Source organism: Weissella fangxianensis (assembly GCF_024718545.1).
Taxonomy (GTDB): domain Bacteria; phylum Bacillota; class Bacilli; order Lactobacillales; family Lactobacillaceae; genus Weissella; species Weissella fangxianensis.
This window is the reverse complement of sequence record NZ_JAMXDB010000043.1, coordinates 1-14,043: the sequence shown is the minus strand read 5'-3', so window position 1 is coordinate 14,043 and position 14,043 is coordinate 1. Positions and strand designations below refer to the sequence as shown.

The 14,043-nt window shown below is 37.3% G+C and carries 18 protein-coding genes; 1 reads left to right on the top strand and 17 read right to left on the bottom strand.

Going from position 1 to position 14,043, the window contains the following annotated elements; all coding sequences use genetic code 11:
* Positions 1-404 precede the first annotated feature (404 nt).
* The 3 genes from NGR58_RS08925 to NGR58_RS08915 are packed head-to-tail and all read right to left on the bottom strand — an operon-like array spanning position 405 to position 1,856.
* Positions 405-791: a hypothetical protein gene (locus NGR58_RS08925; RefSeq protein WP_258089172.1), complete on the bottom strand. Its 387-nt coding sequence runs from the start codon at positions 789-791 to the stop codon at positions 405-407.
* 18 nt (positions 792-809) lie between these two features.
* Complete coding sequence (locus tag NGR58_RS08920) at positions 810-1,211, bottom strand: CvfD/Ygs/GSP13 family RNA-binding post-transcriptional regulator (protein ID WP_407077155.1); 402 nt, start codon at positions 1,209-1,211, stop codon at positions 810-812.
* Between the two features lie 60 nt (positions 1,212-1,271).
* A complete protein-coding gene (locus NGR58_RS08915; protein WP_258089171.1) occupies positions 1,272-1,856 on the bottom strand; it encodes a peptidylprolyl isomerase in 585 nt (194 codons plus the stop codon).
* Between the two features lie 135 nt (positions 1,857-1,991).
* On the opposite strand from NGR58_RS08915, the gene NGR58_RS08910 reads away from it, so the two are divergent.
* Positions 1,992-2,654: a VTT domain-containing protein gene (locus NGR58_RS08910; RefSeq protein ID WP_258089170.1), complete on the top strand. Its 663-nt coding sequence runs from the start codon at positions 1,992-1,994 to the stop codon at positions 2,652-2,654.
* A gap of 64 nt (positions 2,655-2,718) precedes the next feature.
* On the opposite strand, the gene rpoZ is transcribed toward NGR58_RS08910, so the two are convergent.
* The 14 genes from rpoZ to NGR58_RS08840 form a co-directional block, all read right to left on the bottom strand.
* Positions 2,719-2,922 (bottom strand): DNA-directed RNA polymerase subunit omega, encoded by a 204-nt coding sequence (gene rpoZ, locus NGR58_RS08905; RefSeq protein ID WP_075270075.1) that lies wholly within the window; start codon positions 2,920-2,922, stop codon positions 2,719-2,721.
* Positions 2,919-3,536 carry a guanylate kinase gene (gene gmk / locus NGR58_RS08900; protein ID WP_075270076.1) on the bottom strand — a complete coding sequence of 206 codons (618 nt, stop codon included), beginning with the start codon at positions 3,534-3,536 and terminating at the stop codon, positions 2,919-2,921. The genes rpoZ and gmk overlap by 4 nt, the downstream gene beginning before the upstream one ends.
* A gap of 74 nt (positions 3,537-3,610) precedes the next feature.
* Positions 3,611-5,302 (bottom strand): DNA repair protein RecN, encoded by a 1,692-nt coding sequence (recN, locus tag NGR58_RS08895; RefSeq protein WP_258089169.1) that lies wholly within the window; start codon positions 5,300-5,302, stop codon positions 3,611-3,613.
* Positions 5,303-5,326: 24 nt separating this feature from the next.
* Positions 5,327-5,770 (bottom strand): arginine repressor, encoded by a 444-nt coding sequence (locus NGR58_RS08890; protein WP_258089168.1) that lies wholly within the window; start codon positions 5,768-5,770, stop codon positions 5,327-5,329.
* Complete coding sequence (locus NGR58_RS08885) at positions 5,757-6,605, bottom strand: TlyA family RNA methyltransferase (RefSeq protein WP_258089167.1); 849 nt, start codon at positions 6,603-6,605, stop codon at positions 5,757-5,759. Before NGR58_RS08885 ends, NGR58_RS08890 begins: the two co-directional genes overlap by 14 nt.
* The gene (locus NGR58_RS08880; RefSeq protein WP_258089166.1) at positions 6,596-7,468 is read right to left on the bottom strand and encodes a polyprenyl synthetase family protein; all 873 of its coding nucleotides are present in this window, start codon (positions 7,466-7,468) and stop codon (positions 6,596-6,598) included. The genes NGR58_RS08885 and NGR58_RS08880 overlap by 10 nt, the downstream gene beginning before the upstream one ends.
* 4 nt (positions 7,469-7,472) lie before the next feature.
* Positions 7,473-7,691 carry an exodeoxyribonuclease VII small subunit gene (locus NGR58_RS08875; RefSeq protein WP_258089165.1) on the bottom strand — a complete coding sequence of 73 codons (219 nt, stop codon included), beginning with the start codon at positions 7,689-7,691 and terminating at the stop codon, positions 7,473-7,475.
* Position 7,692: 1 nt separating this feature from the next.
* Positions 7,693-8,955: an exodeoxyribonuclease VII large subunit gene (gene xseA / locus NGR58_RS08870; protein ID WP_258089164.1), complete on the bottom strand. Its 1,263-nt coding sequence runs from the start codon at positions 8,953-8,955 to the stop codon at positions 7,693-7,695.
* Positions 8,940-9,830 (bottom strand): bifunctional 5,10-methylenetetrahydrofolate dehydrogenase/5,10-methenyltetrahydrofolate cyclohydrolase, encoded by an 891-nt coding sequence (locus NGR58_RS08865; protein WP_258089163.1) that lies wholly within the window; start codon positions 9,828-9,830, stop codon positions 8,940-8,942. The genes xseA and NGR58_RS08865 overlap by 16 nt, the downstream gene beginning before the upstream one ends.
* Positions 9,831-10,007: 177 nt before the next feature.
* The gene (locus NGR58_RS08860) at positions 10,008-10,550 is read right to left on the bottom strand and encodes an ECF-type riboflavin transporter substrate-binding protein (protein WP_258089162.1); all 543 of its coding nucleotides are present in this window, start codon (positions 10,548-10,550) and stop codon (positions 10,008-10,010) included.
* 82 nt (positions 10,551-10,632) lie between these two features.
* The gene (locus NGR58_RS08855) at positions 10,633-11,127 is read right to left on the bottom strand and encodes a hypothetical protein (RefSeq protein WP_258089161.1); all 495 of its coding nucleotides are present in this window, start codon (positions 11,125-11,127) and stop codon (positions 10,633-10,635) included.
* 228 nt (positions 11,128-11,355) lie between these two features.
* Positions 11,356-12,084: a glucosamine-6-phosphate deaminase gene (gene nagB / locus NGR58_RS08850; protein WP_258089160.1), complete on the bottom strand. Its 729-nt coding sequence runs from the start codon at positions 12,082-12,084 to the stop codon at positions 11,356-11,358.
* A 479-nt stretch (positions 12,085-12,563) separates the two neighbouring features.
* Positions 12,564-12,881, bottom strand: a complete 318-nt coding sequence (locus NGR58_RS08845) for a hypothetical protein (RefSeq protein WP_258089159.1) — start codon at positions 12,879-12,881, stop codon at positions 12,564-12,566.
* 17 nt (positions 12,882-12,898) lie between these two features.
* On the bottom strand, positions 12,899-13,852 hold the full coding sequence (locus NGR58_RS08840) for a hypothetical protein (protein ID WP_258089158.1): 954 nt from the start codon (positions 13,850-13,852) through the stop codon (positions 12,899-12,901).
* Between the last annotated feature and the right edge of the window lie 191 nt (positions 13,853-14,043).

The window sequence follows — 14,043 nt, the reverse complement described above, 5'->3', positions numbered from 1 at the left end:
TGTTGTTATTTGTTTAACAGAAGTTAAACGAATTTATTAGTGAATTGACTTCACAAATGTTTTGTATCAAGTAAATTACTTGATGACCCTACACATTTGTTTCATCGAAACGATATTCAGTTTTCAAAGAACTATCTCGTTAGAAAGCGTTTACTCAACGCCAGCTATATTAGAATAACAACTTCATGCAACATTGTCAAGAAATTCAATAACTAACAATCATTGTTTAACGTCCATTGCTCTAACACAACCTAATAATCATACCTTATTAAAAGCTGATTGTCAACATTTAATTTCAATCGATTATTATTGAGTTTAAATAAATAATGTAATCTTTCCTCAAAACTCAACTTTTTAATAATACCTAATTTGCGAAACAAATGCAAGTGTTTTTCAAAATAAAATCAATCTAATTGCATAACTCCTGTCATATCAACATTTTTCAAAAAATCAACCACGTCCTTGGCATTCACAAACTGTAATCCAAGTAAGCTTAATCGATCCAAATTTAACTTTTCTGAATCAACTGGTTCAAACGTATATAGAGAAACCAAATCTTCTGGCGAATCCAAACCTTGCGTATGCCAAGCTGCTAACTCACCAAAACGTAAGTTATCCATATTGATACCTAACTCATCTTGCATACCACTAACAAGTGATCCTAGAGCAGTGTCACCATCATGCTTATGCATCTTAACTGTGTAGAACTTTGGATCTGGTACTTCATCCGTTACTAAAAAATATGACTGTTCATTTCGCGTAAATATAATTGTTCCTGCAATAAGTGACATATTTGTCTCCTTGTATTTCTATTGATGCAAACGTTCAAGTGCTTCACTAATCATTGATTGTCCAGACTTAGAAATAGTATCAAAACCTATTTCTAAATGTTGATTCGTCCAATAATGATGTTGAATATATTTATGCCCTTGTTTTATATTTTCAATATCCAATGGTGCTTCAGCATAGCCATCAAGGACTGTCCGTCTAGAAAGAGATATTTTATGACTGTATAGATCAATATCTAGAATCATGACACGGATTGGCTCACCAACCTTTATTTCATCCTCAATCTCATGGATAAATGCTGAACGACACTCGGATATATGAATTAACCCCTGATGTTTGTCATCAAGTTGTACAAAAGCACCATAGGGTTGTATGCCAGTTACAACCCCTTCTAAGACCTGGCCAACATGAAACGTCATCATTATACCTCCTATATACAATATTAAAATATATGTATCCGAGAAAACATCCCGGCTTATTAATTAATCACTGACTGTTGCTTTTAAAATTTTGATATCTGTCTTTGGCTTATCAGCAAAGTCAACTTTTTGATTTGCCATGTTATCAATAACATCCATTCCATCAATAACTTGGCCAAATACAGTATGGTGTTTATCTAACCATGGGGTCCCACCATTCTTACTATATGCTTGAACGATTTCATCAGGAACCATTCCGGCAAGTGATTGCAACATGCGTTCTGGCACCTTATGCGCTTGGATAATAAAGAATTGTGACCCATTTGTATTTGGCCCAGCATTTGCCATTGACAAAGCTCCCCTTAAATTAAAGACTTCATCAGAAAACTCATCGGCAAATGATTTACCCCAAATAGATTCGCCACCCATACCAGTACCAGTAGGATCACCACCTTGAATCATAAACTCATTAATAACACGATGAAAAATGATCCCATCATAATACCCTTGTTTAATTAAACCAACAAAATTTTCAACCGTTTTAGGTGCTTGTGTGGGAAACAATTGTACTTTGATGTCACCTAACGTTGTTGATAAAGTCGCGATTGGTCCTGAGACTTCACTTATATCTAATTGTGGAAAAGCCATTATATTTCTCCTCTTAAGTTATGTTAAATACACTGGGGTTATTATAACATATAACGTACATTGGCTTAAAAAAGTGATAAACTAGAAGCTAAGTAATTTTTAGTCAATTGACAAATATAGGAGTTTAAACACAAAATGGTTCAAATTATTGATATATTCCTCCATCTTGATGTTCATTTAAATAATCTAGTAAATACATGGGGTGGTTGGTCATACGCTGCTCTATTTGCCGTTATTTTTATCGAAACAGGTGCTGTTGTCCTGCCATTTCTACCTGGTGATTCGTTACTATTCGCAGCTGGATCAATCGCTGCTTTATCAGGTAACTCACTCAACCATTGGGTATTAATGTTACTATTTTGGATTGCAGCAACCACTGGCGATTCCCTTAACTTTTGGTTAGGACGAACGGTTGGTTTGAAATTAGTTCATCACCCTATTTTAGGACGATTTATCAAAGAAAAGCACTTACAAGAGGCTAATGAGTTTTTTGTAAAGCATGGTAAAATGGCTGTTATTTTAGGTCGCTTCTTGCCAATTATCCGAACATTGGTGCCTTTCACTGCTGCAATCTCAGATTTCCGATACCGAAACTTTATCGGACTAGAAATGATTGCGGTTACCTTATGGGTCGTTGTTGCTGTCGAAGCCGGTTATTACTTTGGTGGTAATGAGTTTGTCAGCGAACACTTCTCATTAGTCCTCATTGGTATTCTATTTGTTTCAGCATTACCAGCCATTATCAGTGCGGCTCGTCAAATGATTGTCTCAAAAAAGCAAAAACAGATTGAAAAATAATTATCATCTATAAAAAGAAGACGGACTCAACAAAGTCCGTCTTCTTTTTATGTATTAAACTTACTTATTTGTTTGTATCATCAATAACCACATTACCAGCTTCTATTTCTTCAAAAGCTTGGCCAATTGGCTTAACTGAATCGAACTTTGACAAAGTAGGCAATTCACCTTGCTCCAGTCCATGAGCTCGCTTTGCTCCCAAAGCAATTAGTTTATAACGTGAATCAACTTTCTCTAATAATTTATCAACAGATGGGTATAAAATCATGCCTCTAACTCCTCAATCATTTTAATATACTCTGGCAACACACGGTTAACGCGTAACCGCTCAACTTTAATAATATCTTTAATACGATTAACAGCCAATGAAACTTCATCATTAACAACTGCATAATCATAGTTCGCCATCATACGAATCTCAGCAGTCGCTGCTGATACACGACGATCAATAACATCCATCGCCTCTGTACCACGACCAATCAATCGCTCTTTCAGGGCAGCTAAATCAGGTGGTGTTAAGAAAATATAAGCCCCTTCTGGCATTTTTTCTTTCACCTGTAGTGCACCCTGTACATCTATTTCCAATAGAACATCTCGTCCTGCTGCTAATGTTTGGTCAATAAACTTCTTAGGAGTACCATAATAGTTCCCTACATATTCAGCATATTCCAACATATCGCCATTTGCAATTTCTGTTTCAAATTCTTCGCGGGTCACAAAAAAGTAATCTTCACCGTTTACCTCACCATTTCTGGGCTGTCTAGTAGTCATTGAAATAGAATATTGAAAATCAATATCTGGTTCCTCGAATAAGGCCTTTCGTACAGTACCTTTTCCCACGCCAGACGGTCCAGATAGTACGATTAATACGCCACGTTTCATGGTACACTTGCTCCTAACTTTTTATTTAGCTATTTAAGTAGACATTTTACTCGTTTTTTCTCTCTGAGACAACTTTATTCCTCTGTAATTTTATTATCATGGGCTCTTTTGAGTAAATCACGGGCATTTTCTTTCGCAGCAGGCGTTAATTCGTCACCGGATAGCATCCGGGCTAATTCATCCGTTCGTTGTGCTTCTGGCAATTGACGTACCACCGTCTCGGTACGTTCTCCCACCACTTGTTTCTCAATGAAAAAGTGGTGATCAGCAATGGCAGCTACCTGAGGTAAATGAGTAATCGTGAGTACTTGCGAGTAACGCCCAATAACAGCTATTTTTTCAGCAATCGCCTGAGCAACCCGACCAGAAACACCCGTATCAACCTCATCAAAAATGATCGATGTTACCCCTTGTTCTCGTGAAAAGATGGTTTTCATGGCTAGCATCATTCGTGAAAGTTCACCACCAGATGCAATTTTGGCTAGTGGCTTAGCACCTTCACCCAAGTTAGTTTGAATATAAAACTCAACGATATCAAATCCCGTCGCAGTTAAGCGCTGTTGGTCAAACTTCACCGAGAAAACAGCCTTATCCATGTACAAATCCTTCAACTGCTCATGAATTTGCTTTGCTAGCGATGTTGCCGCTTCACTTCGAATACCATGTAGTTGCTTAGCCAAGTTATTGGCTTCTTTTTTAGCAAGTTCTACCTCGTCAGCTAATGCTGCTGCACTCTGCTCACTGCCACCCATTTGGGCTAACTCAGCATCTACTTTTTGTTGATGTTCTAGTACATCAGTGACTGTTGCACCATATTTCTTTTCCAATGACCGAATCAAATTTAAGCGTTCATCAACAAATTGCAAGCGTTCTTCATCAAACTCTAAACCATCACGAACGGTTAATATATCTGAACTTGCTTCCTGCAACTCATAATAAGCGCCTCGCACAGCCTCAGTTAGCCGCGCATAACGAGGTGACAGTTCTTCGATATCCTCTAACTCACTCATTGCTGTGGCAACCGTTTCTAAGCCATTATGTTCCCATTCACCACTTAATGCTTCATAAGATTTTGACAAGGCAGTTAGAACGTCTTGAAAATTTGACAACTCTTGATATTCCGCTTCAAGACGTTCTTCTTCACCCGCTTCCAAATTGGCTTCATTCAACTCATTGCTTTGGAAGCTTAGCATATCTAAACGCTGTGCCCAAGCTTGTTCATCCGCTTGTCGTTGACGATAAGCATCTTCTAAACGGCGATACTTTTTATAAGCCTGACTGTAGGCCGCCATAACAGGTTGCAATCGATTTTTAGCAAATTCATCTAACAAACTTAAGTGCCGTTCAGGTTGCATTAAAGCTTGATGTTCATTTTGGCCATGAATATCTACCAAGTGACTACCTAATAATTTTAAAGCCGTCGCATTGACTAATGTATTATTGACTCGGATAACATTGCGTCCATTCCGATGCAATTCTCGATGAATAAGCAGTTGGCCATCTTCTAAAACAATGCCTAAATCATCAAGAATCTCTGATAACGCCGTATTTGGTTCAATATCGATCAATCCCTGTAAAATCGCTGTATTAGTACCTTCTCGGATATAATCTTGTGAACCTCGACCACCTGTTAGCAAACCAACCGCGTCAATAATAATAGATTTCCCAGCACCAGTCTCACCTGTTAATACCGTCATCCCCGGTTCGAAACTAATATTTAATTTGGGAATAATCGCAAAATTTTGAATTGAGAGTTCTTGTAACATGCGTCCTCCTCAAGTGTAGCCAATTTACTGTAATTGTTGCGTGACAAACTCACTTGCTTGTACATCTCTATTTAAGATGATCAATACATCTGAATCATCACCTAGCATACCAAACAACTCATCAAAATCGGCTTCTTCTAAGGCTGATTTCAAAGCTGGACCCGTACCGGGTAATACTGTAATCATTACAAAATTATCTTGCGTACGAATCGTCGTCGTGGGCTCTTGCATAATTCTCTTTATACGTACCAATGCATCGGTTTGTGCCACAATTGCATAAGCAAACCCTCCTGTTTCAAGAGGTACCTTAACTAATTGCATCTCCGAAATATCACGTGAGATGGTCGCCTGGGTAACTTCCCAACCGACCCGATTTAATTCAGCAACCAAATCTTCTTGCCGCTGAATATTTTTTTGTGCAATTAATTCACGAATTGCCAATTGTCTTTCTTTTTTAGTTTTTCTCATCTACTGTACCCTCGCGATGGGCATTTAACTGGGAATGTGCTGATTGCACAACGGCCTCTCTATCAGCCGCCGTCATTGTACTTTCCCCGCCATCCAATACCAGATGTGCAAGAAATTCAATATTTCCAGAACCACCCTTAATTGGTGAATAGTCTAACCCAATCATACTGAATCCCGCTTGTTTTGCATAATCAGCAACTTTATCGATAACTTGACTATGAATTGTCGCATCTTTTACAATACCGTGTTTACCAACGGCCTCACGCCCAGCTTCGAATTGCGGTTTAATCAATGTCGCAACCGAACCACCATCTTCTAAAATCTTAGCCAATGGTGGCAAAATAAGATTCAATGAAATGAATGAAACATCGATCGTTGCGATTTGCGGTTGTCCATCTTGAAAATCCGCCAATTGTGAGTAACGAAAATTAGTATTTTCCATCACGATAACACGTTCATCAGAACGTAATGACCACACTAACTGATTAGTCCCCACATCTAATGCATAAACTAGTTTTGCACCATTTTGCAATGAAACATCTGTAAAACCACCCGTTGATGACCCAATGTCCAATACCGTTTTATTTGCCATATCAATATCAAATACACGTAATGCTTTTTCTAATTTAAAGCCACCCCGTGATACATATGGCATGGGAGAACCCTTCAGATGCAACTCAGTAGTAACTGGTATTTTTTCACCAGCTTTATCCATCCGTTGTTCATTAGCACCTAAGATTTCACCAGCCATAATGGCCCGTTTAGCTTGTTCGCGTGAAGTAAACAGTCCTTGCTGTACCGCTAAAACATCAACGCGTTCTTTTTCTATTCCCATGTTTGCTCCAATGTTTCTGTAAAATAATCTAAGAATGATGCCAATAATGTTGTATCTAACCCCGTAGCTTTTTCAAACTGTGAAAGTGCGATGTTAGCATTGTTTACTTGTGTTTTTAATGCCGAAACAGTTTGCGGTAATCCCAGAATAGTTGGATAAGCTTGTGATTCCATCTTCCCTGCTTGATAATCATCAATATCATCTTTGATCTGAAATGCTAAACCATATGCCATACCAAAATCACGCAAGATCTTTTGAACTTCTTTATCTGCGTTAGCCATAATGGCACCAGCTTGTAGTGCGTATGCGATTAAGGCGCCTGTTTTATGATAATGAACCGCCTGTGTTTCAGATAATGTCACGACATCTTTCTGCATTGCTTCAATATCTAACACCTGGCCAGCTACCATCCCGGCACCACCTGAATCATTAGCTAAAGTTGCGACAAGTTGCACACGCTGTGAATCATTCAACGGTTGGTCTACCGCAGTTAACCATTCAAAAGCTAATGGTTGTAAAGCATCCCCCGCCAAAATTGCCATATCCTCACCAAATGCACGATGAGTAGTGGGCTTGCCACGTCTTAACTCGTCGTCATCCATTGCTGGCAAGTCATCATGAATCAAACTATACGTGTGTACCAATTCTAACGCACTAGCTGCTTTAAGATAATTATCAACCGGTTGCCCATAAGTTTGGAGAACCGCCAATGATAACATCGGCCGAAGACGTTTACCACCTGCCAGCACAGCATACAACATGGCTTCCCGCAGTGTTGATAACGAAACGTCATTTGTTAATTCAGTTTCTAAGGTTTGCTCAATTTTAGGTATCACAATCTTTGAAAATTCTTTTAACCGCATCAGCCTATTCTCCATCACCAAAATCACTAATGCTGCCATCCTCGTTCACAATTTTCGCGAGGCTAGTTTCAGCATTTTGTAATGTTTTTTGTAAGTCTTGACTAATTTTAATACCAATTTCGAATTGTTTAAGCGCTTCTTCTAGCGGAACGTCACCTTTTTCCAATTGGCTAACAATTTTTTCTAAGGTTGCTAGATTCTCTTCAAATGTTTTCTCTGCCATTTTACTTCTCTTTCTTTTCGGTAACCCGTGCAACGATTTCACCATCTGATATTTGAATCGTGATATCGTCATCCAACGCAACTTGCTTTAATTGCCGAACCACTTCACTATCTTTTTTTGTCACACTATAACCACGACCCAACACAGCTAACGGACTCACCAATTGTAAGCCAGACGCAGCTTGACCAAAACGTTGTTTAGACTGGGCCATTTCATGTTGCATACTCATTTTTAATCGTGGCACTAATGTCTCTACTTGTTGCTTTTGCTGTGCAATTTGCGCTGTAACTGTTCGAATCAATTTATCTTGTGCAATGTCCAAGCGTTGTAAATATCCTTCGTACAATCGTTCCGGATTCGTTAATACGTAACTTTGTTGTATCCGTGTTAGTTGGTCTTTACGTTGCACAATTTCACGTTGCAACAACGTAACTAGCTTTTGTTGATTTTGTTGAATGGCCAACCATAAATCTGCTAAGGGCATCGGTGTTGCCAATTCCGCAGCAGCAGTTGGTGTTGCAGCACGTTTATCAGCAATGAAATCAGCAATAGTTGTATCCGTTTCATGCCCCACAGAACTAATTACTGGTATCTTGACCGTTAACAATTGTCGGGCAAGCTTTTCATCATTAAACGCCCATAAATCTTCGATTGATCCACCACCACGTCCAATGATCAACACATCATAATCCTGCGCTTGATTAACCGCTTCGATCTGTCGACATAAGGAAGGGACTGCGCCATCCCCCTGCACAACTGCCGGATATAAGACAATTTCAGCAATCGGATATCGTCGCTGCACAGTTGTCATAATATCGCGGATAACTGCACCACTTGGCGATGTAATGACCGCAATCTTCTTAGGGAACAAGGGTATCTCGGCTTGCCTAGCCTGGAATAAGCCTTCTTTATCTAATTTTTCTTTTAATTGTTCGTATGCTTGATATAATGCACCGACACCATCAGGCGTAATCGTTTCAATAATCAGACTATACGACCCATTAGGTGCATAAAGATCCATATGACCACTAACATTGACTTTCATACCTGGTTCCAATTGGAATTTTAAACGGTTAAAAGCTGACTTAAACATCGTGACTGACAGGACTGCTTGATCATCTTTGATTTTAAAATATTGATGGCCTGGTCGTTGACGATAATTGGAAATCTCTCCCGTTACATAGACTTTTTTTAAATATGGATCAGCGGTAAACTTACGCTTTAAGTAAGCCGTTAATGCTGAAACCGTTAAATATTCTGCCATCCTTGCTCCAATTCTATGTGGTGATGCTTCGCAGCAAGTTCCACTGTGGTTTGTAGTAATGTTGCAATCGTCATTGGACCGACACCACCTGGAACAGGTGTAATGGCGCCAGCAACTTTTTCAGCTGACACAAAATTCACATCACCAACTAACTTATTATTTGGTAATCGATTCATGCCGACATCCATGACAACAGCCCCTGGCTTCAAGTCAGCGCCCATTACTAAGTCAGGAACCCCTGTGGCAACCACAACAATATCCGCCATAGCTAATAACTCACGTCGTAATGTTGCTGGCGTATATTGATGTAATAACGTCACACTAACATTAGCAGCTTGTAATAGGGCAAACATTGGTCGACCAACAAGAATCGAGCGGCCAATAACAACTGCATGTTTATTTGATAAATCAATTTTTTCATGCTGTAACATGGTCATAATACCACGCGGTGTATTAGCAATTGGGTAGTAACCCGCTTGGCCAGCATATAGGCGGCCAATATTCTCGGGATGGAAACCATCGACATCTTTTTCAGGAATAATAGCTTCTTGTACTTTCTGTTCATTGATTTGTGATGGTACCGGACTTTGCACAAGAATTGCATCAATCGTATCATCAACGTTTAATGTAGCTACTTTATCTAAAATCTCTGCTTCAGTTGCCGTGCTTGGATATTTAAACGTTTCAGCATGGACACCTACTTTATTAGCCGCACGTTCTTTGTTACGAACATAGATTTCACTTGCCGGATCCTCACCCACTAAGATCACCGCTAAACCAGGAATTACCGATTGCTCTTTTAAAATAGCCGTCTGTTCTGAAACGGCGCCACGTAGTTTTTTAGCAATCGCTTTACCATCAATAATCTTCGCCATATTACCCTCACTTTTATTCATTCTTGTGCATAAATTTTATCACACAATCGCGCTTTTAACCACGTATAACCCAATATAAAAGGCGAATAAATCGCTTAATTTTAACGATTTATTCGCCTTCGATATTGCATACACAGCAACTATTTAACCATTAAATTATGTGCATAAATATTGGCACTAATTAACAGCAAAGTGCTGATAGATCTTAAATAGAATTGTCCCAATAATTGCAATGACTAATGTGTTGACTAAGACGATCAATGCGCCTTCTTTCATTGATTCTATCAGTGACAAATTGTATACCCAGTGATCTCCCAAGGGTGCAATAATCAACCAGACAACAATATTCGCAAATAACTGCCAAATATTAAATAAGACCAATTTTCTTGTTGTTAATTCACCAATAAAAATTGCTAAACGTCGCGTAATCAAGCCAATAAATAAACCAAATAAACTATCGGCAATCGTCCAAGTCCACCACACAGTTGCCGTGGTACTATTAACCAATACGTCACTTGTTGCATGACCAATAAAGGCCGTCACCGCGCCTGAAATTGGCCCAAAAATGGCTGTTACCAACGATAACCAGGCTGGTGCCAAAGTAGCATTATCCGTGGTATCACCAATTTGGACTGCTAAATATTTAAACAGAATTATGAAAACAATAATACTAATGATTGTACCAATCACTTTATGTGATGCGATAACATTATGTTTCATTATTTAATTCCTCCAATATAACTACCGACACAATGTGCCCTAAACAACCAATCATTTTCCGACCAAGTTATGTACGCAAAGGTTACTTTGTGTCATCTTCAGCAGTTTTTTCTGCTTCTTTTTCCTCTTCAATTGCTTTTAACTTATTTTCATTGATTACTTCAATTTGTTCATTAAAAAATGAGGCTATTTTTTCCTCTACAGATGTTGTATCATCCAAGAATGATCGTGCCGATGCCGCTTTTTTGATAATCAAATGTGATTTAGTCACTAATGGATGTTCCACAATCATATACAATGATACTTCCGTCTCTGGATCATTAATGACAATTTTGCGAATCGCATTAGTATAACGAATTGGCAAATTAATGAGACTCGTTTCCAATCGTAAACTAATGGGCTCTTCCTCGTTAATTAACACTTCTGCACTAAATATTTGATTGTCAGCAACGTTTTTTTCAACAAAAGCAAACAAATCATCTAATGCGATCGTCGCTTGATCAGCAGCTTCAAATGTTTTTTGTTTATAATTTTCTTCAGTCAAGATTTCAATGAAATCATTTCCTGTCATTTCCATGGGTTAACCCCTCTTCTCTAACTTTATATATAAGTTTAGCACACAGAACACGTTTTACACTAGCCACTGTCTCGCACAGAGTAGGAACGAAAACGATTTGAATTTGGTTGTAACGTGGTTAAACAAATTGTTGGGTAGCGCAACGCAATGAAAAGCCCTTGTACCAGATTTAATCTGACACAAGGGCTTATTTTAATAACCGTTTTATATAGACTTAGGCTATTCTCGTTATTTCACAATAACATTATCCCGGTTCTTGATCTTAGCAGCTGCTGCATGGTCCACAATCACCGTTACATTTGAATGTGTTTGTAAAGCACTTGCTGGCATATTTTCTGTAACAGGTCCTTCAACCATTGCTGCGACGGCATCTGCCTTATTTTCACCATAGGCAACTAATAGAATTTTCTTAGACTTTAAGATACTACCAATTCCCATTGAAATAGCTCGGCGAGGCACATCATCTTCATTGGCGAAGAAACGTGCGTTGGCTGCAATCGTTGATGGTGTTAAGTCAACAGCATGCGTTTGGCTATCAAATGACGTTCCTGGCTCATTAAAACCAATATGTCCGTTTTGACCTAAGCCCAATAATTGCAAATCAATTGGGTGGTTAGCGATGACTTTATCATAACGCTCAGTTTCCGCGGCAATATCATCAGCCAGCCCATTAGGAACATAACTTTCTTTAAATGGCTTCGCATTGAATAGATTTTGATTCATAAAGTAACGATAACTTTGGTCATGCGTCCCTGCTAGTCCTTGATATTCATCTAAATTAATTGAAATTTTGTCTGAAAAATCAACATCACTAGCCGTTAATGCTTGATAAATTGAAATAGGTGATGAACCAGTTGCTAAGCCAAACACTTGTGCTTTATCCGCTAACGCTTGTTTGAAAATCTCAAATCCAGCTTGACCACCTGCCTGTTGATCTTTTACTTCAATAATTTTCATGATTACACTCCATTTATAACGTTTTGGTATAGACCAATAATATACCATCCACAATAAAATTGCAATCAAAACCGCTCATCACAGCCCTAATAAAACAGCTCCTAAATTTTTGGATACTGATAGCTAATCGCTCAGACTAGTCATCGGTAATTTTTGTTTCTGTATAATTCATAGTAAACAAAAAACAGACCAGCTATAACTAGTCTGTCCAATAAAGACTCCCTCTAGAAAGGGCCTCTTACTATGTCATCAGGTGCATTATCCCATGTATAAAAATGAGTTCATTTTCTGATAAATTAAAATAAACGTGAATATCATCAGAACCATTGTCATTCAGTTATTTTGGACACAATAAACCATCCTTTTTTGGGTCTTAATCTCCTACTTTTTGAAAACATTACACAAAATTTTGTAAGTTTTGGAAATTACTTCAACTTATAGCGTTCAATTTAGTCACATAATAAGAAACATGGTCATTTTTATTTGTCAAAAGATAATAATTTATTTAAGTAAACTTTACGAATAACAACAAAGCCAATTGTTAGAAGAGATAAAGTTATGACTATACCAACAATCAGCATCTGAGGATCAACACTAGATACGATGCTAGTCATAGTAAACAAAACCAAAAATAGTAGTATTATCGCAAAAGTAACTGGTGTATAAATCAGTATCGCCAACTCTTTTGTTATAAGACTTTTAATCTCTTGAGTTGATACACCCAATTTACTAATACTTTCATATTTTTTTCTTTCTCTCTCTAAAGAGGAGTGTAAGTATAAGTATAAAATATTCATCGCTGCACCTAGAAAAATCACACTAAACAAAAACCAACAAAAAGTACTGTTTTACTAAAAAAGTTCTCTGATTCAAACAATTTTACTCTCGACGTTACTAAATGTTTTTCTGGTACGGTACGAATGCCCTTCAAAACTTGATCAATAACTTCTTGTTTCGTTGTCCAATTTTTTAAATCAAAAGAATAAACTTTATTTTCAAAAAAGTTGAGAGAAGCATACCCATCGTCAGGTAATACGTAATAAACGTCCATTAAATCAGAAGGTAATATATTTTTGTTGCTTTTACCCTTTACAATTACATTCGACTTGTATTTCTTTATTTGATCAATATTTGATTCATTATACTTTGTCCCTGAAATTGCATAAACTTCATTTGATGATAAGGAAATTTTTTTGTGATTTTTTATAGAATTATAACTACTGAGCGACATAAATCCAACATGTTGATGCCAATCAGATTTTAGTGGAAATTCATAAAGAGTATACGGTTCATGGGCTTTTCTAAAAGTTTCTATCGTATAACTAATATCATTTTTTGTCTGTGATTCAGCGTTTTTTTCTAATGCAACATACTGAAAACTAAAAGGATACACTGATTCAACCCAACTTTTTACACCCTTATAAGAACTATAAAGAACACTAGTTCCTAAAAAAATGGCAAACAATAAAATTGACAATAAATATATGCTATGTATAAAAGAAAATGATTTGGCTTTCATATCAGCAATAAATAGCATATTTATTTTTTTGAAATAAGATTGCCTTTTACTTTTTACGAGTATATAGAATAGTATACTTTGACTGATCAAAAAATAGAAACTCAATAACAATAATGGGAAAATTATGAAATATATATCGCTTCCCATTGTCTCAATAATGTTTCGAACACCTGGTATTAATTGATTATATTTAACACCCAAAATCATAATAAAGGTTATTAATATTGAAGATACTAAACGAATTGCCACTGATTTAATATTTTTTTCTGCAATTTTTTCTAAATTTAAAAATCGAGAAACTTCTTCTTTTTTTATTGGATGTAAGCTGATTCCTGAGACAACTTTTAAGAGAGCGTATAATGAATAAATCGCCTCTCAAAAGGAAGGAATTTTTACATGCCAACTCGTTACGACAAAGAATTCAAACAAAACATCATCAA

Coding starts and splice junctions, on each gene's coding strand:
- NGR58_RS08925 (WP_258089172.1), bottom strand. CDS start 791: ATGTCACTTATTGCAGGAACAATTATATTTACGCGAAATGAACAGTCA.
- NGR58_RS08920 (WP_407077155.1), bottom strand. CDS start 1,211: ATGATGACGTTTCATGTTGGCCAGGTCTTAGAAGGGGTTGTAACTGGC.
- NGR58_RS08915 (WP_258089171.1), bottom strand. CDS start 1,856: ATGGCTTTTCCACAATTAGATATAAGTGAAGTCTCAGGACCAATCGCG.
- NGR58_RS08910 (WP_258089170.1), top strand. CDS start 1,992: ATGGTTCAAATTATTGATATATTCCTCCATCTTGATGTTCATTTAAAT.
- rpoZ (WP_075270075.1), bottom strand. CDS start 2,922: ATGATTTTATACCCATCTGTTGATAAATTATTAGAGAAAGTTGATTCA.
- gmk (WP_075270076.1), bottom strand. CDS start 3,536: ATGAAACGTGGCGTATTAATCGTACTATCTGGACCGTCTGGCGTGGGA.
- recN (WP_258089169.1), bottom strand. CDS start 5,302: ATGTTACAAGAACTCTCAATTCAAAATTTTGCGATTATTCCCAAATTA.
- NGR58_RS08890 (WP_258089168.1), bottom strand. CDS start 5,770: ATGAGAAAAACTAAAAAAGAAAGACAATTGGCAATTCGTGAATTAATT.
- NGR58_RS08885 (WP_258089167.1), bottom strand. CDS start 6,605: ATGGGAATAGAAAAAGAACGCGTTGATGTTTTAGCGGTACAGCAAGGA.
- NGR58_RS08880 (WP_258089166.1), bottom strand. CDS start 7,468: ATGCGGTTAAAAGAATTTTCAAAGATTGTGATACCTAAAATTGAGCAA.
- NGR58_RS08875 (WP_258089165.1), bottom strand. CDS start 7,691: ATGGCAGAGAAAACATTTGAAGAGAATCTAGCAACCTTAGAAAAAATT.
- xseA (WP_258089164.1), bottom strand. CDS start 8,955: ATGGCAGAATATTTAACGGTTTCAGCATTAACGGCTTACTTAAAGCGT.
- NGR58_RS08865 (WP_258089163.1), bottom strand. CDS start 9,830: ATGGCGAAGATTATTGATGGTAAAGCGATTGCTAAAAAACTACGTGGC.
- NGR58_RS08860 (WP_258089162.1), bottom strand. CDS start 10,550: ATGAAACATAATGTTATCGCATCACATAAAGTGATTGGTACAATCATT.
- NGR58_RS08855 (WP_258089161.1), bottom strand. CDS start 11,127: ATGGAAATGACAGGAAATGATTTCATTGAAATCTTGACTGAAGAAAAT.
- nagB (WP_258089160.1), bottom strand. CDS start 12,084: ATGAAAATTATTGAAGTAAAAGATCAACAGGCAGGTGGTCAAGCTGGA.
- NGR58_RS08845 (WP_258089159.1), bottom strand. CDS start 12,881: ATGAATATTTTATACTTATACTTACACTCCTCTTTAGAGAGAGAAAGA.